The sequence below is a fragment of the Enterobacter sp. SA197 genome (assembly GCF_054131575.1).
Genome location: NZ_CP096393.1, coordinates 2,641,581 through 2,661,598, shown reverse-complemented (window position 1 = coordinate 2,661,598; position 20,018 = coordinate 2,641,581). Strand labels below are relative to the sequence as shown.

The 20,018-nt window shown below is 58.5% G+C and carries 12 protein-coding genes; 8 read left to right on the top strand and 4 right to left on the bottom strand.

Features of this window, described 5'->3' with window-relative positions; translation table 11 throughout:
* Window positions 1-94 precede the first annotated feature (94 nt).
* Entirely contained in the window at window positions 95-448 is a 354-nt protein-coding gene (locus M1D91_RS12405) for a DsrE/DsrF/TusD sulfur relay family protein (RefSeq protein ID WP_437432858.1), read from the bottom strand.
* 65 nt (window positions 449-513) lie between these two features.
* On the opposite strand from M1D91_RS12405, the gene nasR reads away from it, so the two are divergent.
* The 6 genes from nasR to M1D91_RS12375 all read left to right on the top strand — a co-directional run bounded on the left by nasR (window position 514) and on the right by M1D91_RS12375 (window position 11,512).
* Entirely contained in the window at window positions 514-1,692 is a 1,179-nt protein-coding gene (gene nasR / locus M1D91_RS12400) for a nitrate regulatory protein NasR (protein WP_437432857.1), read from the top strand.
* Window positions 1,693-1,919: 227 nt separating this feature from the next.
* Complete coding sequence (locus M1D91_RS12395; RefSeq protein WP_437432856.1) at window positions 1,920-3,179, top strand: CmpA/NrtA family ABC transporter substrate-binding protein; 1,260 nt, start codon at window positions 1,920-1,922, stop codon at window positions 3,177-3,179.
* Window position 3,180: 1 nt separating this feature from the next.
* Window positions 3,181-4,062 (top strand): nitrate ABC transporter permease, encoded by an 882-nt coding sequence (ntrB, locus tag M1D91_RS12390; RefSeq protein ID WP_437432855.1) that lies wholly within the window; start codon window positions 3,181-3,183, stop codon window positions 4,060-4,062.
* Window positions 4,063-4,070: 8 nt separating this feature from the next.
* Window positions 4,071-4,859 (top strand): ABC transporter ATP-binding protein, encoded by a 789-nt coding sequence (locus tag M1D91_RS12385; protein ID WP_437432941.1) that lies wholly within the window; start codon window positions 4,071-4,073, stop codon window positions 4,857-4,859.
* A 9-nt stretch (window positions 4,860-4,868) separates the two neighbouring features.
* On the top strand, window positions 4,869-8,936 hold the full coding sequence (gene nirB / locus M1D91_RS12380) for a nitrite reductase large subunit NirB (RefSeq protein ID WP_437432854.1): 4,068 nt from the start codon (window positions 4,869-4,871) through the stop codon (window positions 8,934-8,936).
* Window positions 8,933-11,512: a nitrate reductase gene (locus M1D91_RS12375; RefSeq protein ID WP_437432853.1), complete on the top strand. Its 2,580-nt coding sequence runs from the start codon at window positions 8,933-8,935 to the stop codon at window positions 11,510-11,512. Before nirB ends, M1D91_RS12375 begins: the two co-directional genes overlap by 4 nt.
* Here the strand turns inward: M1D91_RS12375 and M1D91_RS12370 are convergent.
* Window positions 11,489-12,040 (bottom strand): YbhB/YbcL family Raf kinase inhibitor-like protein, encoded by a 552-nt coding sequence (locus M1D91_RS12370; protein WP_437432852.1) that lies wholly within the window; start codon window positions 12,038-12,040, stop codon window positions 11,489-11,491. The genes M1D91_RS12375 and M1D91_RS12370 overlap by 24 nt on opposite strands.
* A gap of 154 nt (window positions 12,041-12,194) precedes the next feature.
* On the opposite strand from M1D91_RS12370, the gene M1D91_RS12365 reads away from it, so the two are divergent.
* Window positions 12,195-13,604 carry a YchO/YchP family invasin gene (locus M1D91_RS12365; protein ID WP_437432940.1) on the top strand — a complete coding sequence of 470 codons (1,410 nt, stop codon included), beginning with the start codon at window positions 12,195-12,197 and terminating at the stop codon, window positions 13,602-13,604.
* A 2,214-nt stretch (window positions 13,605-15,818) separates the two neighbouring features.
* On the opposite strand, the gene narL is transcribed toward M1D91_RS12365, so the two are convergent.
* Entirely contained in the window at window positions 15,819-16,469 is a 651-nt protein-coding gene (gene narL / locus M1D91_RS12360) for a two-component system response regulator NarL (protein ID WP_437433535.1), read from the bottom strand.
* Window positions 16,462-18,261, bottom strand: coding sequence for a nitrate/nitrite two-component system sensor histidine kinase NarX (gene narX / locus M1D91_RS12355; protein WP_437433534.1), 1,800 nt, complete (start codon window positions 18,259-18,261; stop codon window positions 16,462-16,464). The genes narL and narX overlap by 8 nt, the downstream gene beginning before the upstream one ends.
* Window positions 18,262-18,566: 305 nt before the next feature.
* Between narX and M1D91_RS12350 the strand changes: the two genes are divergently transcribed.
* Window positions 18,567-19,961 (top strand): NarK family nitrate/nitrite MFS transporter, encoded by a 1,395-nt coding sequence (locus M1D91_RS12350; RefSeq protein ID WP_437433533.1) that lies wholly within the window; start codon window positions 18,567-18,569, stop codon window positions 19,959-19,961.
* Window positions 19,962-20,018: the final 57 nt, after the last annotated feature.

The following is a 20,018-nucleotide window of genomic DNA, read 5'->3' as shown; positions in this document are numbered from 1 at the left end:
GCTGTGTTGTCTGTAATGCCTATCGGCAACGCAGCAGGCAAACTTGATGCCATGCAGGCACCCATAAGAAAAAAGTATTAAAGAAGCGTAATTATCAGAAGGTTAATACTTTGTCGGCGTCGAGTGTCCACTGTGCCAGCTCCACCAGCGTACCAATCTCTACTCCCTCTACCAACGGCAGGGCGGTGATGCCGCGCCCGTCAGTACAGGTTTTACAGAGTTTCACCGCCACCCCCTGCGCCGTCAGGATCTCCAGCATTTGCTGAATATTGTAGCCTTCGGCCGGTTTTTGCCCGCGTAAACCGGCTGTCACCGCGTCAGACATCAGAAACAGACGCAGTTGCAGGCTGCTCTCTTGTTCGCGCAGGGCTATCGCCAGACGCAGGCTGTTGAACAAAGACTCACTACCGTAGGCGGCGCCGTTGGCGACAATCACAATCTTTTGCATCTTCACTCCTTCGGAGGGCATGGTTATTGCAACTCACCGGTAAGAGAGGTAACCGGAGAGTCAGCATGAATGAACGGACCGACGCTACAGCCTGGTTTCGCTACGCGCGTCACATCCAGAAAAATCAGCTTCGTCAGCTTGCCCAGTTAGGGGTGCTGGCCGGGAAAATCAGTCATCTGACCCACATGCTGCAATGCGAGCGGGGGGCGTCAAATATCTGGCTCTGTTCCCGGGGGCGGCTTTACGGGCTTGAGTGCCGGGCCAGCAGTGCCCTGGCAGACGAGCAGATAGCGGTGCTGATGCCGGTGCTTGACGGGCTTAAGCCCTTAACCAGCAGTGCATTATGCCACCGAATCGCCGCCGCTGTTGCGGGACTTGAACAACTTCCGCTGCTCAGAAAACAAATAAAAGAGGGCGAGATTGATGCTGAACTGGCGATGGCCCAGTTCAGTCGCATTCTCAGCCAGTTGCTGAGTATTATTCCCCGGCTTAATGACAGTATTGACGATCCGGCGATAGCCGCCCGACTGGTAGCGCTTTACAGCTTTATGCAGGGTAAAGAGCTGGTCGGCCAGGAGCGGGCACTCGGGGCGTTGGGTTTCACCCACGGGCAGTTCAGTAGCGGGCAGAGACAGGCGCTGGTTGACAGGATTGACGGGCAGCAGTCGTGCTTTGATACCTTTCTTTCCCTCACCGATCCCGGCATCGCGGCGTTGTTCAGTGAAACCTGCGGCGCAGGGCTTGAGACTGAACAGATGCGCCGCCTTGCCTGCACCCGAATGCCGCCCCAGGATAAAGGTGACAACGCACTCCGCTGGTTCTCCCTGCAAACACAACGACTCGAACAGCTGCGCACGCTTGAAGAGACGCTGATTACAGCACTTAACCGGGAAACCGAACGCCTGCTCAGTGAGGATGACGACCTCATCGCCCGGCATACGCAGCAGTTCGCTCCTGAGGTCGCCCTCCTCTGGCAGGATAAAACTCTGTTGCCGCTGGTACGCCAGCAGGCGCAGGAAATCGAACAGCTCAGTCAGCAACTGGCCTCGCTGAAAGATACTCTCGAAGAGCGGCGGATCATCGATAAAGCCAAAAGCGTGTTAATGAATCACCAGCAACTGAGTGAAGAACAGGCCTGGCAGTGCCTGCGAAAAATGGCGATGGACAAAAATCAACGCATGGTAGATATCGCCCGCGCTCTGCTCACGGTGCGCTCACTATGGGAGCTAACCCCTAAGGAGTAGATGCACGATCGGTGGGCACGGGTTGCACAACGAGTGTGCGAAATAACAGCGTATACGCGGCCAGGCGGCAAAACAGGCCAAAAAATCCTGGCACAACCATTGCATCATTGAGGTTGAGATTCAGACAACAGAAACGGTAACCAATGGCGGTTAACCCGTTTCACGGATAAAGGCGTCCTGTGGTGCTAAGCACCATCGGGCGCTTTTTTTTTGCTTCGGGAGTGCGTATGGGTGATTCAGTCGTTTCTTTAACGCGACGGCGTTTTCTTAAGGCAGGTGTCGCGCTTGGTGGTGCCATGCTGCTGCCGGGGGTGATGCACACCGCCTGGGCTGCCGGTTCAGACAAACCGGAACAGGCTACGGTGCGGGTCGGGTTTATTCCGCTCACCGACTGTGCGCCGCTGGTTATCGCGGCGTTGAAAGGCTTCGATAAAAAATACGGCATTACGCTTGTTCCCACGAAAGAGGCCAGTTGGGCTGCCGTTCGCGACAAACTGGTATCCGGCGAACTGGATGCGGCCCACATGCTCTATGGATTGCTTTATGGCCTGGAGCTGGGCATTGCCGGTAAACCCCAGGCGATGGCCAACCTGATGACGCTGAACCAGAACGGGCAGGGGATCACCCTCTCCGCTGATTTACAGGAGAAGGGAGTAACCGGCCTTGAGCAGCTGAAAAACCTGATCGGGCAAAGCGAAGCGGGCAGCTATACCTTCGCCCATACCTTCCCGACCGGCACCCATGCCATGTGGCTCTACTACTGGCTGGCGAGCGGCGGCATCAACCCCTTCACTGACATTCGTACCGTCGTTGTACCGCCGCCACAAATGGTGATGAACATGCGTATCGGCAACATGGTCGGTTTTTGTGTGGGCGAGCCCTGGAATGCCCGCGCTATTAATGATCGCATCGGTTTTACCGCCGCCACCAGCCAGTCCATCTGGCCGGATCACCCGGAAAAGATCCTCGGTACCCGCAGCGCCTGGGTTGCGCAAAACCCCAACACCGCCCGCGCGCTGGTGTGTGCGGTGATGGAGGCGGCGCGCTGGATAGATGCCTCATCTGATAACCGGCGCGAAACCGCCCGCATCCTTGCGCGTCGTGCCTGGCTTAACACCAAAGAGCAGTACCTGACCGGGCGGATGCTGGGGGAGTACGACAATGGCGCGGGGCAGCGCTGGCAGGATGCCCATGCCATCCGTTTCTTCAATGAAGGGCAGGTGAGCTACCCCTGGCTTTCCGACGGGATGTGGTTCCTCACCCAGTTTCGACGCTGGGGGCTTCTGAAATCGGCGCCGGACTACCTGGCGATTGCCAGTCGCATTAACCGCACTGATGTCTGGAAAGAGGCGGCGACCGCCCTCGGCGGGATAGACATACCGACCCGCAGCCTGCGAACCAGCACGCTGATGGACGGCACGCGCTGGACCGGCGATGCGCCGGAACAGTACGCAACATCTTTTGCTATTCAACGTACAGGGGTCTGAGATGAAACACGCACATAAACTTCAGCGCGTCGAACCGACGTCCACCACCGCCGGGGTCTTTGTTATCCCTGCCGTGCAGGTGCGCCGCAACGCACCCTCCTGGTCGCGTAAAACGCGCGCCATCGCGGAACGTATCTTTCCTGGCCTGTTGGGGCTGGGGCTGCTGCTGGTGGCCTGGCAACTGGCCGCTATCAACAGTAAAGGCTTCCCGACACCGCTCAGTACCCTGGATTCAGCCATCACCCTGTTCGCCGATCCCTTCTACCGTGACGGGCCGAACGATATGGGCATTGGCTGGAACGTACTCGCCTCGCTGCAACGTGTAGGTATCGGTTTTGGCCTGGCCGCGCTGGTGGGTATTCCACTGGGCTTTTTGATTGGCCGCTTTCTCTTTTGTGCCCGCATGTTTAACCCGTTGATTGCGCTACTGCGCCCGGTCAGCCCGCTGGCCTGGCTACCGATTGGCCTGCTGCTGTTCCAGAAAGCGGAACCGGCCTCAAGCTGGACCATCTTTATCTGCTCCATCTGGCCGATGGTCATTAACACCGCCGAAGGGGTGCGACGTATCCCGGAGGACTACCTGAACGTAGCCCGCGTACTGCAACTTTCTGAATGGACCGTGATGCGCCGCATCCTCTTTCCGGCGGTGTTGCCTGCGGTACTGACCGGCGTGCGTCTGTCGATTGGCATTGCCTGGCTGGTCATTGTGGCCGCTGAGATGCTCACCGGCGGGCTGGGCATCGGTTTCTGGATCTGGAACGAATGGAACAACCTCAATGTAGAAAACATTCTGATCGCCATCGTCATTATCGGCGTGGTTGGCCTGCTGCTGGAGCAGGGGCTGATGCTGGTGGCGCGTCGCTTTAGCTGGCAGGAGAAATAATCATGAGCATAAAACCCTTAATTCAGGTCCAGGCCGTCAGTCAGCGTTTCTCCACTGCCGATGGTGACTTTGTGGCGCTGCACAACGTCTCTTTTGACATCCAGGAAGGGGAGACCCTGAGCCTGATTGGTCACTCTGGCTGCGGTAAATCTACCTTACTCAACCTCATCGCTGGGATCACGCTCCCCACCGAGGGCGGGCTGCTGTGTGATAACCGGGAAATAGCCGGGCCGGGGCCGGAGCGTGCGGTGGTATTCCAGAATCACTCTCTGCTGCCCTGGCTCACCTGCTTCGACAACGTTGCCCTGGCGGTAGACCAGGTATTTCGCCGCACCATGAGTAAAGCCGAGCGCCGGGAGTGGATTGAACACAATCTGGCGTGCGTACAGATGGCCCACGCTCTGCACAAGCGTCCCGGCGAGATTTCCGGTGGGATGAAACAGCGCATAGGTATAGCCCGTGCGCTGGCGATGAAACCCAAAGTATTGCTGATGGATGAGCCCTTTGGCGCGCTGGATGCGCTGACCCGCGCGCATCTGCAGGACACAGTGATGCACATTCAGCAGTCGCTCAACACCACCATTGTGCTGATAACCCACGACGTGGACGAAGCTGTTCTGCTCTCTGACCGGGTGCTGATGATGACCAACGGCCCGGCGGCGACGGTGGGCGATATTGTCAGGGTTAATCTGCCACGGCCCCGCAACCGGGTCCAGCTGGCGGATGACAGCCGTTACCACCACCTGCGCCAGCAGATCCTGCAGTTCCTCTATGAAAAACAGCCGAAAGCGGCATGAGGCGCAGCGATGACGACGCGACTGATCATTATCGGCAACGGCATGGCGGCCACCCGGCTGGTGGAAAAACTCACGGCAGCCGGCAACGGTCGCTTCGCCATCACCCTCATCGGCGATGAACCCGCACCCGCCTATAACCGTATCCAGCTCTCCCCGGTACTGAGCGGTGAAAAAGCCTTCGCTGACACCGTTCTGCATGATGAACGCTGGTACAGCACGCGCAATATCACCGTGTTACGCGGCGAACGGGCAGGCGAGGTGGATCTCATAAAGCGTCAGGTTCGCACCGACAGGCGGCTGCTGAAATGGGATGAACTGGTTTTCGCCACCGGTTCCGTGCCCTTCGTGCCGCCGTTAGCGGGGCATGATTTACCGCATGTACGTCCCTTTCGCACGCTCGATGATGTGACCGCGATTCTGGCAGGGCACGGACCTGTCGTGGTGCTGGGTGGCGGAGTATTAGGGGTGGAGGCCGCCGCGGCACTGCGCCACAGAGGTGACAACGTCACTCTGGTCAGCCGCGCAGACTGGTTGATGGAACAGCAGCTTGATGAACAGGCCGCGAGCGTACTGGCCGGACTGCTCACCCGCCGGGGCATCGTCTGCGAGTTTTCCACCGGCATAAGCGAAATCACTGCCACCCATGTCGCGCTTACCAGCGGCCGGGTGATCCCGACGACACGTGTGGTGATGGCAACCGGCGTGCGCCCGGCCATCTCTCTCGCCCGGGCGAGCGGTATTCCCTGTTCGCAGGGCATTATGGTTGACGGACAGATGCGCACCGCCATCCAGGGCGTGAGCGCCATAGGCGAGTGTTGCGAAATCAACGGTCAGCTCCGGGGGCTGGTGGCGCCCTGTCTCTCTCAGGCCGAGGTACTGGCGGCGAGACTGCTGGGCGAAGCCCAGGCGGATTTCACCTGGCAGGACAGGGGCACGCGTCTCAAAGTCACCGGCATCGATCTCTTTAGTGCCGGGCGAGTGCAGGCAGAGCCGCAGGATGAGGTCTGGACCACCTTTGACCCCCTTTGCGGCCATTATCGTCGCCTGCTGGTGCGTAACGGACGACTGGACGGGGTGCTGCTGCTGGGCGACTGCAGCAGTGCCGCCGCACTTACCGAACGACTCAATTCGCCAGACGCGCCGCTGGCGGGCTGGCTTTTCGACAACTTTTCAGCGCAGCCGCCGGTTGCAGGAATTCCAATGATGACAAAACCAACACTGGTTGTGGTCGGGCATGGCATGGTCGGCCACCATTTTCTTGAGCAGTGCGTCAGCCGTGATCTGCATCATAGGTATCACATCGTGGTATTTGGGGCTGAACAGTACGCCGCCTATGACCGTGTTCACCTCTCGGAGTATTTTGCCGGGCGCAGTGCGCACTCTCTGTCGATGGTGCAGGACAATTTCTTTGTCGAACATGATATTGAGCTGCGCCTGGCGCACCAGGTGGTGGAGATCGATCGCGACCTGCAGGTGGTACGCGATGCCGAAGGCCACGAAACGCACTGGGACAAACTGGTGCTCGCGACCGGCTCGTATCCCTTTGTACCTCCCGTTGCGGGCCACGACAGCGAAGGCTGTTTTGTCTACCGTACTCTGGACGATCTGGACAAGATTGCCGCGCATGCGCAGCAGGCCACACGGGGTGTGGTGATAGGGGGCGGTCTGCTCGGACTGGAGGCGGCAAACGCGTTAAAACAGCTGGGCCTCGACACCCACGTGGTGGAGTTTGCTCCGGCGCTGATGGCGGTACAACTGGATGAACAGGGCGGTGCCATGCTCCGCCAGAAAATCAGCGCCCTGGGTGTAAAGGTGCACACCAGCAAATCAACACGTGACATTGTCACGCATTCTGGCGGGCTAACCCTCAACTTTGCCGACGGTGAAAGCCTGACCACCGATATGGTTGTCTTCTCCGCGGGCATCCGTCCTCAGGACGCGCTGGCCCGAGATAGCGGGCTGCAAACTGGCGAGCGTGGGGGAATAGAGATTGACGCAGAGTGTCGCACGTCCGATGCGCGGATTTTTGCCATCGGGGAGTGCGCGGTGTGGCAGGGTAAAGTCTTTGGTCTGGTCGCCCCCGGTTATCAGATGGCTCGTGTGGTGGCAGGGTGTCTTAATGGCGAGGCGGCGCAATTTTGTGGCGCGGATATGAGTACCAAACTGAAGCTGCTTGGGGTGGACGTGGCCTCCTTTGGCGATGCGCACGGGCGCACTCCAGGCTCCCTCAGCTATCAGTGGACCGACGGACCTGCGCAAATCTACAAGAAAATCGTCGTCAGTGAGGACGGCAAACGGCTGATCGGCGGCGTGCTGGTGGGTGATGCCAGCGAATACGCCACCCTGCTGCAAATGATGCTTAATGAGATGGATCTGCCTGAACGACCCGAAAGCCTGATTTTGCCCGCACTGGCGGGCAGTGCACCGAAAGCGTTGGGGGTTGCGGCATTGCCCCTGAGTGCGCAGCTCTGCTCCTGCCATAACGTGACCAAAGCGGATATCTGTGCTGCGGTGAGCAACGGGGCAACGGATATGGGTGCGATTAAAAACTGCACAAAAGCGGCGACAGGCTGTGGCGGATGTAGCGCGCTGGTAAAACAGGTGATGGAGTACCAACTGGTGCAGCAGGGTGTGGAGGTTAAAAATGAGATCTGCGAGCATTTCCCCTGGTCACGCCAGGCGTTGCATCATCTGATACGGGTCAACCACATTCGTACCTTTTCCCAGCTCATTCATCGCTACGGCAGCGGTCACGGCTGCGAAGCCTGTAAGCCGCTGGTGGGCTCCATTCTTGCCTCCTGCTGGAATGAATATCTGCTCAAACCTGCCCATCTGCCGCTTCAGGACACGAACGACCGCTATTTTGCCAATATCCAGAAAGACGGCACTTACTCCATCGTGCCGCGCATGCCTGCCGGGGAGGTAACCCCGGATGGACTGATTGCAATTGGCCAGATAGCAAAACGCTATCAGCTTTACAGCAAAGTCACCGGCGGGCAGCGCATTGATCTGTTTGGCGCGCGACTTGAGGAACTGCCAGCTATCTGGTCGGAACTGGTGGCTGCCGGGTTTGAGACCGGTCATGCCTACGGCAAATCACTCCGTACCGTGAAATCCTGTGTGGGCTCTACCTGGTGTCGCTACGGCGTGCAGGATTCTACTGGCCTTGCCGTGACCCTTGAGCATCGTTACAAAGGGCTGCGTGCGCCGCATAAAATAAAAATGGCGGTCTCCGGTTGTACGCGGGAGTGCGCCGAGGCGCAGAGCAAAGATGTGGGGGTAATTGCCACCGATAAGGGCTGGAATCTTTATGTGTGCGGCAACGGGGGGATGAAGCCACGCCACGCGGATCTGTTCGCCAGTGACCTGGATGAGGCGACGCTTATCCGCACTGTCGATCGTTTTCTGATGTTTTACATCCGCACCGCCGACCGTCTGCAACGCACCAGTACCTGGCTTGATAACCTTGAAGGGGGCATTGACTACCTGCGTGAGGTGATCCTGAACGACAGTTTACAGATAGGCAGTGAACTGGAAGAGGAGATGGCGCGGGTGGTGGAAAGCTACCAGTGCGAATGGCAGACCACGCTGAATGACCCGGATCGTGTTGCCCTTTTCCGCTCCTATGTGAACAGCGATATCCCTGATGAAGCCGTCCACCGCGAAACCGTGCGTGGGCAACCGCAGCGCGCGCCCGCACCCGCCTGGCAGGAGGGCACCGTCACGACGCGCCCGTGGCAGGCTATCTGCTCCCTCCACGAGATCCCCGAACAGGCCGGTATCGGAGCCCGTCTGGGTGAACGGCAAATTGCCTTGTTCCGTTTTGGTGACGCGGTGTTTGCGCTGGATAACCGCGAACCGGGCAGCCAGGCCTGGGTGCTCTCCCGCGGTCTGCTTGGGGACAGCAATGGCGAGCCGATGGTCATCTCCCCCCTCTACAAAAAACGTATACGCCTGCGTGACGGGTGCAGCGTTGACGACGGCGAGCCCGCCGTGCGCGCGTGGCCGGTAAAAGTTGAGGGCGGTAAAGTTTGGGTAGGAAATCAGGCGTTGCTGATGCGTGCGGAGGCCTCATGACAGAAACCCTAACCACATGTCCTTACTGTGGCGTGGGCTGCGGTGTAGTGGCTGAGGTCAGCGAAGCCGGCGTGCGTATCAAAGGCGATCCTGTCCACCCGGCCAACGCCGGACGGTTGTGCGTTAAAGGATCGGCGCTGGGTGAGACCACCACCACGCGCGACAGGCTACTGTGGCCGATGCTCGATAACCAGCGAGTCAGCTGGGAAGAGGCACTGGCGGCGGCGGGCGATCGGCTGAGGGCGATTATCACGGAATATGGCCCGCAGGCGGTGGCATTTTATGCCTCAGGTCAGCTGCTGACCGAAGACTATTACGCGGCTAATAAGTTGATGAAAGGGTTTATTGGCGCGGCCAATATCGACACCAACTCGCGACTGTGTATGTCCTCCGCCGTCACGGGCTACAAGCGGGCATTTGGTGAGGATGTGGTGCCATGCAGTTATGACGATATAGACACGTCAGATTTGCTGATTCTGGTGGGGTCGAATGCAGCCTGGACCCACCCGGTGCTTTATCAACGCATTGTGCAGGCCAGGCGGGATAACCCGGCGATGAGAGTGGTGGTGATTGATCCTCGCGTTACTGCCACCTGCGACATTGCCGACCTGCATCTGGCTCTGGCACCGGGCAGCGATGCGGGACTCTTTGTCGGGTTGCTCAATGCCATCGCGACGGCCGGTGCGCTGGCAGCTGATTTTGATGATGCCGGTGACGCGCTAGCAATTGCCGCCGAGTGGACGACGGCAAAAGTGGCGGCGTTCTGTGACTTGCCGCCTGCGGCCGTCAGCACCTTTTTCGATCTTTTCCTGACGGCGCCGCGTGCAGTCACGCTCTACACCATGGGCATAAATCAGTCCGCCAGCGGCAGCGATAAGTGTAACGCCATCATCAATGTGCACCTCGCCAGCGGCAAGTTTGCACGGCCTGGTTGCGGCCCGTTTTCCCTCACCGGTCAACCCAATGCGATGGGGGGACGTGAAGTCGGCGGGCTGGCGAACCAACTGGCGGCGCACATGAATTTTGAACCCGCTGACCTGGCACGACTGGCCCGCTTCTGGGGCACCGAACGGCTGGCGCAGACGCCGGGGCTGATGGCGGTGGATCTGTTTGATGCTATCGGGCGCGGTGAGGTGAAAGCCGTCTGGATCATGGGGACAAACCCGGCCGTCTCATTGCCGGACAGCCACGCGGTGTGCACCGCGCTGGCAAAATGTCCGCTCGTCATGGTTTCGGAAGTGGCGGCAGATACGGACACCAGCCGCTATGCCCATATCCGTTTCCCGGCGCTGGCATGGGGTGAAAAAGAGGGGACCGTCACCAATTCAGAACGGCGAATCTCTCGGCAGCGGGCGTTTTTGCCCCCGCCGGGTGAGGCAAAAGCCGACTGGTGGATAATTTCCCGTGTGGCGGCAGCGCTCGGGCACCGCGAGGCATTCGGCTGGCAGCACCCCCACGAGCTCTTTTCTGAACACGCGGCGCTCTCAGGTTATGAAAATAACGGCACTCGTGCTTTTGACATCAGCGCACTGGCTGCGCTCACGCGTGATGAGTGGGATGCCCTTGAACCCGTCCGGTGGCCGATGACGCCCCTGCCTCTGGAGAGAGGCTGGCGCCCGTCGGGCAGACTGCGGATGGTGCCGGTGCGCCCTGTCGCGACCCGGGCGCAGGTGAGCGCGGGTTATCCGCTGTTGCTCAACACCGGGCGCATCCGCGACCAGTGGCATACCATGACCCGCACCGGTAACGTCGAAAAGCTGATGCAGCATATTTGCGAACCTTTCGTTGAGATTGCCCCTGAAGATGCGCAACGTTATGCGATCCCGCATGGGGCGCTGGTGCGCATCAGCTCGCCACGTGGCGTGATGGTCGCCCGGGCAAAGGTCGACAGCGGTCAGCGGACAGGGGGACTTTTTTCTCCGATGCACTGGAACCAGTGCTTTGCCCGGCAGGGAAAGGTTAACGTGCTGGTCGACCCTGTATGTTGCCCGCACTCCGGGCAACCTGAAAGTAAACAAACGGCGGTGCGCCTGGCCTGCTGGCAGCCTGCATGGCAGGGGGAACTCTACAGCCGCGAGGCTCTGCAACGCTCCCCCGTCTTTCACTGGACGCGTAAAGTCGCTGGGACATTAACCCACCTTACCCTTGCCGGGGATGGCGATATTGCGCCCTGGCTGGTGGAGGTTTGTCGGGAGCGTGGCTGGCAGATGCAGCAGTTACGCGCCGGGGCACGGTTTACGCTGCTGGCCTGGCAGGGGGAGACATTAATGCTGGGTTTCTGGGGCAGCGCGCAGTTGCCCGCCGTTTCACACCAGACTATCGTGGCGGCATTTGCCACTGCGCCCGCCACGGCGCGCCATCGCCATGCGCTACTGGCAGGGAGTGGCACAACGGAGATACCGGCAGCAGGGCGCATTATTTGCAGTTGCTTCAGCGTGGGTGAAAACGCTGTTCGCAAGGCCATCAGTGAGGGATGTAGCAGCACCGCAGCGCTGGGGCAACGACTGCGCTGCGGTACAAACTGTGGTTCCTGTCTGCCTGAGCTTAAAGGATTACTGGCCGAAGCGACCAATTAATCCCGCTGCGGCGAGGGTGTGGCCCTTCAGACGTTCGAACAGTTGCTCCCGGGTTAACCCTTCGGGTAAATCCGGGGCAAGGCTTGTGGCAATAAGGGTGAAGGTATAGTGGTGCGCGCCGCTACCCGGCGGGGGGCAGGGGCCGTGCCAGCGGAAGTTGCCAGGTGTGTTTTTACCGCCGGTAAAGCCTTTTCCGTCCCGCAGATCGTTTTCCGCGAAGCCCGTGGTGGCCTGAGGAATATTGTAAGCCACCAGATGCGTCACCCCGAGCCCGGTTGCCCCCTCCGGATCGTGGACCACCAGCGCAAAGCTTTTGGCTTCGGGTGGGGGACTGTTCCAGACCAGCGCCGGGGAGATATTTTCACCCGTACAGTTAGGGTTGTTTTTCGCGTTGCCGGCAAATTTTTTCTCCATTAACGCGTTATCGCCAAAGGCGGGAGATTGTAGCTGGAAAGTCGTATTGGCGCAGGCAGCGGCACCATACGCCATGATGGCACTGCATAACGCCCATTTCAGTGTCTGCTTCATCCCACATCCTCACTGGTTTTGATGCATTAACTGTAGTCCCAACGAGGCGGGAGGTTTAAGGATTTTCCTGAAATTTACTCACGGGCTGAAATTGTCGCCATAAAACGTTACCCTGTGAACTGGCATTCAGTGGCGACGCCCGGAGCGATTGTTCATTACAGTGATACGTTGGTTGTCCTCATTATTTATTCTTCTCTCTCTTGTCCTGCCGCTGGCAGGCCATGCTGCTGGCGATGCGCAGAGCTATATGCAGAAAGCGCAAAATCCCTTTGATAACGATGGCGATAACCTGCCAGATTTAGGCATGGCCCCACAAACGCAGGCGGCGGAAAAGCACCTTGCAGAGATGGTGAAAGCCTTTGGCGAAGCGAGCATGACCGATAACGGGCTGACGACCGGCGAGCAGGCGCGGTTGTTTGCGCTCGGTCAGGCGCGGGATGTGCTCAGCGATGAAGTGAACCAACAGGTGGAAACGCTGTTATCTCCCTGGGGTAAAGCGACCGTTGATTTCAAAGTGGATGATGACGGCGGCTTCACCGGCAGCCACGGCGACTGGTTTGTTCCGCTGCAGGATACTAACCGCTACCTGAGCTGGAGCCAGCTTGGGCTGACGCAACAGGACGCCGGGCTGGTAGGGAACATCGGCGTGGGCCAGCGCTGGAACGCGGGCAACTGGCGCATTGGTTACAGCACCTTTTATGACAATCTGATAGATGACAATAGTGCCCGCACCGGGTTAGGCGCAGAAGTCTGGGGCGAGTCGCTGCAGTTTTCTGCTAACTATTATGAACCGCTGAGTAGCTGGGATTATCGTACCGCAACGCAGCAACAGCGCATGGCTAGAGGCTATGATATTACCGCGCAGGCCAGCCTGCCGTTCTGGCAAAAAATCAACACCAGCCTGAGTGTCGAGCAGTATTTCGGCGACAATGTTGATCTTTTTGATACCGGCACGGGCTACCATAACCCGGTGGCGGTCAAAGTGGGGGTGAGTTACACCCCGGTGCCGCTGGTGACGGTTACCGCGCACCATAAGCAGGGTGAAAGCGGCGTCAGTCAGAACGATCTTGGGCTGAAGCTTAATTACCAGTTTGGCGTGCCGCTGTGGAAGCAGCTTTCGGTAAACGAACTGACCGAAAGCGGCTCGCTGCGGGGCAGTCGTTATGACAATCCGGTTCGCAATACCGCGCCAGTGTTTGAGTATCGCCAGCGCAAAACGCTCTCCGTCTACCTCGCTACCCCGCCGTGGGACCTGCAACCGGGCGAAACCGTTGCGCTCAAACTGCAGATTAACAGTACCCACGGCGTGCGCGAACTGAACTGGCAGGGCGACACGCAGGCCTTAAGCCTGACGCCGCCGGTTAACCCCAGCAGCGATGAGGGATGGACCATCATTATGCCTCGCTGGGATAACAGTGAAGGGGCGCAGAATCAGTGGCGCTTATCGGTGATTGCAGAAGATGAGAAGGGTCAGCGAGTGGCTTCCAATGAGATAGTCCTGAGGTTAACCGCACCCATCACCGCACCGCCTGATATCACGCCATCCGCGTTTTCACCGTGGTAATAGCGGGGAGGGCAGTTCGCTTTCCCCTCTCCCTTTGAACATGCAAGGGGGGCGCTTTTATCCCTCGCCCCACCGGGGAGAGGGTCGGGGTGAGGGGAAACGGGTGGCTCTGAGGTGTGTTACGTTCACTTCCAGACCTGCTGAATCTGCCAGGGGGCACGCGTTTCCCCCTCGCCCCTCCGGGGAGAGGGTCGGGGTGAGGGGGATGGGCGGGTCTGAGGGGTGTTACGTTCACTGCCATTCCTGCTGAACCTGCAAAGGGGCACGGTTTTCTCCCTCGCCCCACCGGGGAGAGGGCCGGGGTGAGGGGGATGGGCGGGTCTGAGGAGTGTTACGTTCACCTCCAGACCTGCTGAACCTGCCAGGGGGCACGGTTTTCTCCCTCGCCCCACCGGGGAGAGGGCCGGGGTGAGGGGGATGGGCGGCGCTGAGGTATGTTACGTTCACCTCCAGACCTGCAGAACATGCCGAAACAGTCACCCGTGAACGTGCAAAGGGGGCCACCGCGGCCCCCTTTGCAATCCCCGCGGCCCCGCACCGAAACCGGTGCTGCGCACTGCGCTCACCTCCCGGCCCTCAGCCTGCGGCCGGTTTGACTCGCCGTCCTGGCTCGACAAACCTCTGTCCGCCCTCCCTGGCGGACAGTCCTTGTCTTCCGGCCTCCGGCTCGCCGGTTTCAGCGGGGACTCAACCCCCTCGCTGTTATTTCAGGAGAAAATGAAAAAGAGGAATTGCTGTAGCATTTCTTCCAGAAAGCAGCAAAACCGTTTTATCTTCCGAGCACTTTCTCGCAGCGAGGGTGTTGTGGTCCGGCTGAAAATCGATGCGGCGTTGACGGCTGACCGGGTCCGCCCGCAGGGAAGCGGGGGGAGGGGATAGCCTGCAGGGACGCAGGCTGGTCCCCGACCCGACAGTCAGACGGCATAAGGCGACAAAATTGCCGGGAGCAATTTTGAATAGCGCCTGCGCCAGCCCCGAAGGGGTGAGCCCCAGGGATGGGGCGAATAATGCCGCGAAGCGGCGATTTTCCTTGCCGGGAGCCCGGGTTGCAAGGGAGGCGGCGGCGAGCCTCCCTTGCACGTTCACGGGAGGAGTGGCATCAGAGAAACACAGTACGCAAGGTGAACGGAACGCTCCGCCTTCCTGTCATATTCCTGTTCACCACGATGCTAAATTCCTGACAGCGGCTCGCTTTTCTCCCTCGCCCCTCCGGGGAGAGGGTCGGGGTGAGGGGAAACGGGCGGCGCTGAGGTGTGTTACGTTCACCTCCAGACCTGCAGAACATGCCGAAACAGTCACCCGTGAACGTGCAAAGGGGGCCACCGGGGCCCCCTTTGCAATCCCCGCGGCCCCGCACCGAAACCGGTGCTGCGCACTGCGCTCACCTCCCGGCCTTCAGCCTGCGGCCGGTTTGACTCGCCGTCCTGGCTCGACAAACCTCCGTCCGCCCTCCCTGGCGTCCAGTCCTTGTCTTCCGGCCTCCGGCTCGCCGGTTTCAGCGGGGACTCAACCCCCTCGCGGTAAGCCTGAAATCATATGAAGAAAATAATTGCTGCAGGATTTTACCGGGCAGACAGCGAAACCGTTCTATCTTCCGAGCACTTTCTCGCAGCGAGGGTGTTGTGGTCCGGCTGAAAATCGATGCGGCGTTGACGGCTGACCGGGTCCGCCCGCAGGGAAGCGGGGGGAGGGGATAGCCTGCAGGGACGCAGGCTGGTCCCCGACCCGACAGTCAGACGGAATAAGGCGCATGGACCGCGAAGCGGCGATTTTCCTTGCCGGGAGCCCGGGTTGCAAGGGAGGCGGCGGCGAGCCTCCCTTGCACGTTCACGGGTGGAGTGGCATCAGAGGAATACGGTACGTAAGGTGAACGGAACACTCCGGCTGCGTTACATATTTCTGTTCACTACGATGGCTGTTCGCGTGTGGATAGGCAACAGAGAAACACAGTACGTAAGGTGAACGGAACATTCCGCCTGCGTTACATATTGCGGTTCACCGCGATGCTATTCACAAGTGGCGCGGCATCAGAGGCACACGACACGTAAGGTGAACGGAACACTCCGCCTTCTGTCATATTCCTGTTCACCACGATGCTAAATTTCTGACAGCGGCTCGCTTTTCTCCCTCGCCCCACCGGGGAGAGGGTGGGGGTGAGGGGGAACAGGCGGCAAGTACCCTGTTACAGCTACTGAGAAGCGTAGACATACTGAATCAGAAAATACGATCCTGATGCACCCATACCGCCGCTTCCACACGCGATTTCAGGCGCATTTTTTTCAGCATATGTTTTACGTGCACCTTCACGGTACTCTCGGTGATGTCCAGGCGGCGGGCAATCATCTTGTTCGGCAGCCCCTGAGCAATCAGTTTCAGAATGTCGCGCTCGCGCGGCGTAAGCTGGCTGACATCTCGATCCGACGCTGAACGGTTAGCTCGCAGGCTCGCGGCCAGCACCGGGGTCAGCGCTTCGCTTAATACCATTTCGCCCGCAGCGGCTTGTTGCAGCGCTTTAAGCAGATCTTCCGGCTCCATATCCTTTAGCAGATAACCGTCAGCGCCCCGTTTCAGCGCGGTCACCACATCCTCTTCGTGATTGGAAACACTAAAGACCACCACGCGACCTGACAGCGATTTTTCACGCAGCTTGTCGAGGGTCTCCAGACCGTTCATCCCCGGCATATTGAGATCCAGCAGAATCAGATCCGGATCAAGCGCCTCGGCCAGTTCAATACCCTGCTCACCGTTGCTGGCTTCACCTACCACGGTTATCTCTGGCGACATGCTGATGAGTTGTTTTACGCCGGTACGCAACATCGGATGGTCGTCAATCAAAAGAATGGTGGCCGGTTCCTGGTTAGTCATAGTTATCTCCTTGCACTGGTGAGAGAAGATTTTCGGGGATAAACGTGACAATCACATCGGTGCCGCCGGACTCTCTGCGTCGCACCTGGCAATCACCACGTAAGCTCTGCGCACGGTCGCGCATGATAATTAATCCATAATGGTTGGTTCGCTCGGCATTTTCCGGCACGCCGCAGCCGTTATCACTGACCCGCAATACTACGCGTTTTTCCTGGTGTGTCACTGAGACGGTTACCTCGCTGGCCCCAGAATGTTTCAGTGAATTACTTAATGCTTCACGGGCAATCTGCAGCAGATGTATCGCCTGATGCGAAGGCACGAGGCGAGGGGGAAGCTGATAATCCAGTTTGACCTGAAAACCAAATCGGGCGCTGTACTCAAGGCAGCTCGCTTCCAGCGCCGGGCGCAAACCCGGTTCCGTCAACTGTAAACGGAACGTGGTGAGCAGCTCACGCAACTGTGCCCATGAAGTGTTGAGTTCGGTGCGGATCTGCCCGAGCAGTTGCTGGCTGTTCTCCGGCAGATCCTGCCCCTGCATCTGCAGGCAACTGACCTGCATTTTCATACAGGAAAGCGACTGTGCAATGGAGTCATGCAGTTCACGCGCGATGGTCGCCCGCTCTTCCATCACCATAAGTTGCTGCTGGCGTTCCTGGTGCCTGTCCAGCGCCAGGGTTGCAGTAAGCTGTTCTACCAGCGTATCCACCAGTTGTTGCTGATCGTGGCTAAGATGGCGGCCCGGCGGTAGTTGTGCCAGCAGCAGCCCGTACTGGGTATGAGCATCCGCCAGTCGCCACTTCAGCGTCGTGCCGCCGTTTGTTGGCGGCAAAGGCTTGCCACGGGGGCATAAATGGCAGCCTTTATCATCACAGCTGGCGTTGGACTGGCAGGTAAATTCCTGATGATTTTCTTCATCTTCCATGTCGTACACCCGCAGTTCGATATCATGCAGCAGCGTAAGGTTCTGCAATCCGTTCAGTACGGGCGAGAGACGCTCACAAAGCGGGATGCGCGAATGTAACCGATGATTAGCCTGCCAGAGGAAGGAGAGGATCTCATTTTTCTGCTCAAGCCCGGCGGTCTTCTCTTTCACCCGCTGCTCCAGCACCGCATAGCTCTCTGCCAGCTCTGCTGACATATTATTCAGCGCCGCACCCAGCGTCGCCATTTCATTGCGCCCGCTGATATTGGCCCGCTGGAGGAAGTCGCGCTGACTGACGGCGCGCGCCATATTCAGCAGTTGCTGCCAGGGCCAGAGCAGGCGGGCCCGCAGCCAGATAATGGTAAACAGCAAAATCAGCCCCAGTAAAATCGCCATGACCCGGTGGAGGATGACCACATGTGACACCCGCCGCTCAGTGCTGTGATCGAAGGCGGTAACGAGCCTGTCAATACGGTTAACGTAGGTAGCAATTTCGGCAGAGACAGCTCTGGGCTCTGTTGCCTGTTGCAGGGCCGGAGCGACCTCATTACGCCAGTATTGTTGCAGGGCGTGGAGCTGGGCTTGCTGGCCATCACGCGCGGCAGCATCGGCCAGTTCGTGGCTAAATGCAGTCTCCTCCATCTCACGCAGCAGCGGTTTATCCTCTTCCCGTAACGGGATGGCGGCCAGCAGGCGGTAGCTTTGCATTCGCAACGAGCCGGCTTTATTGATGGCATGTGCGCTGCCCTGCACCCCTTGCACCAGCCAGCCGGAAATGCCCATTCCCGCCACCCCAATAACCGTGGAAAGTAGCATGATCAGCGCAACCTGATTGACCAGGGTCAGCGGTGTAAAGCGGCGTTTAAGCATAAGAGGCGGGGCTCCGGCTGGCGAGATGAGAATGAACTGCATTGTCTGCCATCGCCTGGGGTATACCCATACCCCAAAAGGATTACCTCTTTATCGTCAGGCTTTTCAACAAAACGAGTAGGGTTTTTGCGGGTGCGCCCAGCACCGTGAAAAACCACACTTTTTTTAACACTTTCACCTACTCATAAGTGAGCATGATGTTTTTTTGGCCAATATATCGTGAACTTTTCCTTTGATTTATATCAACTTAAGTTGCGCGGTAAAAACTATGGTGGCAGGCGTCGAATCAATAATCAGAGGTGTCTATGAGCCACTCTACTACCCCGCAAAGGGCAACCGATCGGGTCATTTCCGACTGGCGTCCTGAGGACCCGGCGTTCTGGCAGCAACAGGGCAACGGCGTTGCCAGCCGCAACCTGTGGATTTCCGTCCCCTGTCTGCTGCTGGCGTTCTGTGTATGGATGTTATTCAGTGCTGTCGCAGTAAACCTGAACAAAGTCGGCTTCCGGTTCTCCACTGACCAACTCTTTATGTTAACGGCTTTACCCTCGGTTTCTGGAGCGCTGCTGCGCGTACCTTACTCCTTTATGGTGCCCGTGTTTGGCGGTCGCCGCTGGACGGCGTTCAGTACCGGTATTTTGATCATACCTTGTGTCTGGCTCGGTTTTGCTGTTGAAGATACCTCCACGCCCTTCAGCACCTTTATTATTATTGCCCTGCTGTGCGGCTTTGCCGGGGCTAATTTTGCCTCCAGCATGGCGAACATCAGCTTCTTCTTCCCGAAAGAGAAGCAGGGCAGTGCGCTCGGCATTAATGGTGGCTTCGGTAATCTCGGCGTCAGCGTCATGCAATTGCTCGCGCCGCTGGCGATTTCGTTCTCCCTTTTTGCCTTTTTTGGCGCAACCGGCGTTGCTCAGCCAGACGGTAGCATGATTTATCTCGCTAACGCCGCATGGGTGTGGGTGCCGTTCCTGGCCGTGTTTACGCTCGCCGCCTGGTTTGGCATGAACGAACTGGCGACCTCGAAAGCCTCACTGCGCGCGCAGTTACCGGTGCTCAAACGTAAGCACATGTGGATCATGAGCTTTCTGTACCTCGCCACTTTCGGTTCTTTTATTGGTTTTTCTGCCGGGTTTGCCATGCTCTCTAAAACCCAGTTTCCTGATGTGGTCATTATGCATTACGCCTTCTTTGGTCCGTTGATTGGTGCCCTGGCGCGTTCAGCGGGCGGGGCGCTGTCGGACCGTCTGGGTGGCACCCGTGTTACGCTGGTGAACTTTGTGCTGATGGCAATCTTTAGTGCCTTGCTGTTCCTGACGCTGCCAACCAATGGCGTGGGCGGTAATTTTATCGCCTTCTTCGGCGTCTTCCTGATGCTGTTCCTGACCGCCGGGTTGGGCAGTGGTTCGACCTTCCAGATGATCTCGGTGAACTTCCGTAAGATGACGCTGGAACGGGTGAAAAATTCCGGGGGCAGTGAAGCCACTGCCTTGCGTGAAGCGGCGACCGAAACGGCAGCAGCTCTGGGCTTTATCTCAGCGATTGGCGCTATCGGTGGGTTCTTCATTCCTAAAGCGTTCGGCACATCGCTGGCACTGACCGGTTCACCGGCCGGGGCAATGAAAGTGTTCCTTGTATTCTACGTAGCCTGTGTGGTGATCACCTGGTTCGTGTATGGCCGACATTCCAATAAAAAGTAAGTTACTGTTGATTATCCTTGCGCGGTGTTCTGCCGCGCTTTTTTTTACGCGTATATT

What these genes read in the sequence shown, in the direction of transcription:
- M1D91_RS12370 (WP_437432852.1), bottom strand. Translation starts at nt 12,040, where the DNA reads ATGAAGCAGACACTGAAATGGGCGTTATGCAGTGCCATCATGGCGTAT.
- nirB (WP_437432854.1), top strand. Translation starts at nt 4,869, where the DNA reads ATGACGACGCGACTGATCATTATCGGCAACGGCATGGCGGCCACCCGG.
- M1D91_RS12350 (WP_437433533.1), top strand. Translation starts at nt 18,567, where the DNA reads ATGAGCCACTCTACTACCCCGCAAAGGGCAACCGATCGGGTCATTTCC.
- M1D91_RS12375 (WP_437432853.1), top strand. Translation starts at nt 8,933, where the DNA reads ATGACAGAAACCCTAACCACATGTCCTTACTGTGGCGTGGGCTGCGGT.
- M1D91_RS12405 (WP_437432858.1), bottom strand. Translation starts at nt 448, where the DNA reads ATGCAAAAGATTGTGATTGTCGCCAACGGCGCCGCCTACGGTAGTGAG.
- narX (WP_437433534.1), bottom strand. Translation starts at nt 18,261, where the DNA reads ATGCTTAAACGCCGCTTTACACCGCTGACCCTGGTCAATCAGGTTGCG.
- ntrB (WP_437432855.1), top strand. Translation starts at nt 3,181, where the DNA reads ATGAAACACGCACATAAACTTCAGCGCGTCGAACCGACGTCCACCACC.
- narL (WP_437433535.1), bottom strand. Translation starts at nt 16,469, where the DNA reads ATGACTAACCAGGAACCGGCCACCATTCTTTTGATTGACGACCATCCG.
- M1D91_RS12395 (WP_437432856.1), top strand. Translation starts at nt 1,920, where the DNA reads ATGGGTGATTCAGTCGTTTCTTTAACGCGACGGCGTTTTCTTAAGGCA.
- nasR (WP_437432857.1), top strand. Translation starts at nt 514, where the DNA reads ATGAATGAACGGACCGACGCTACAGCCTGGTTTCGCTACGCGCGTCAC.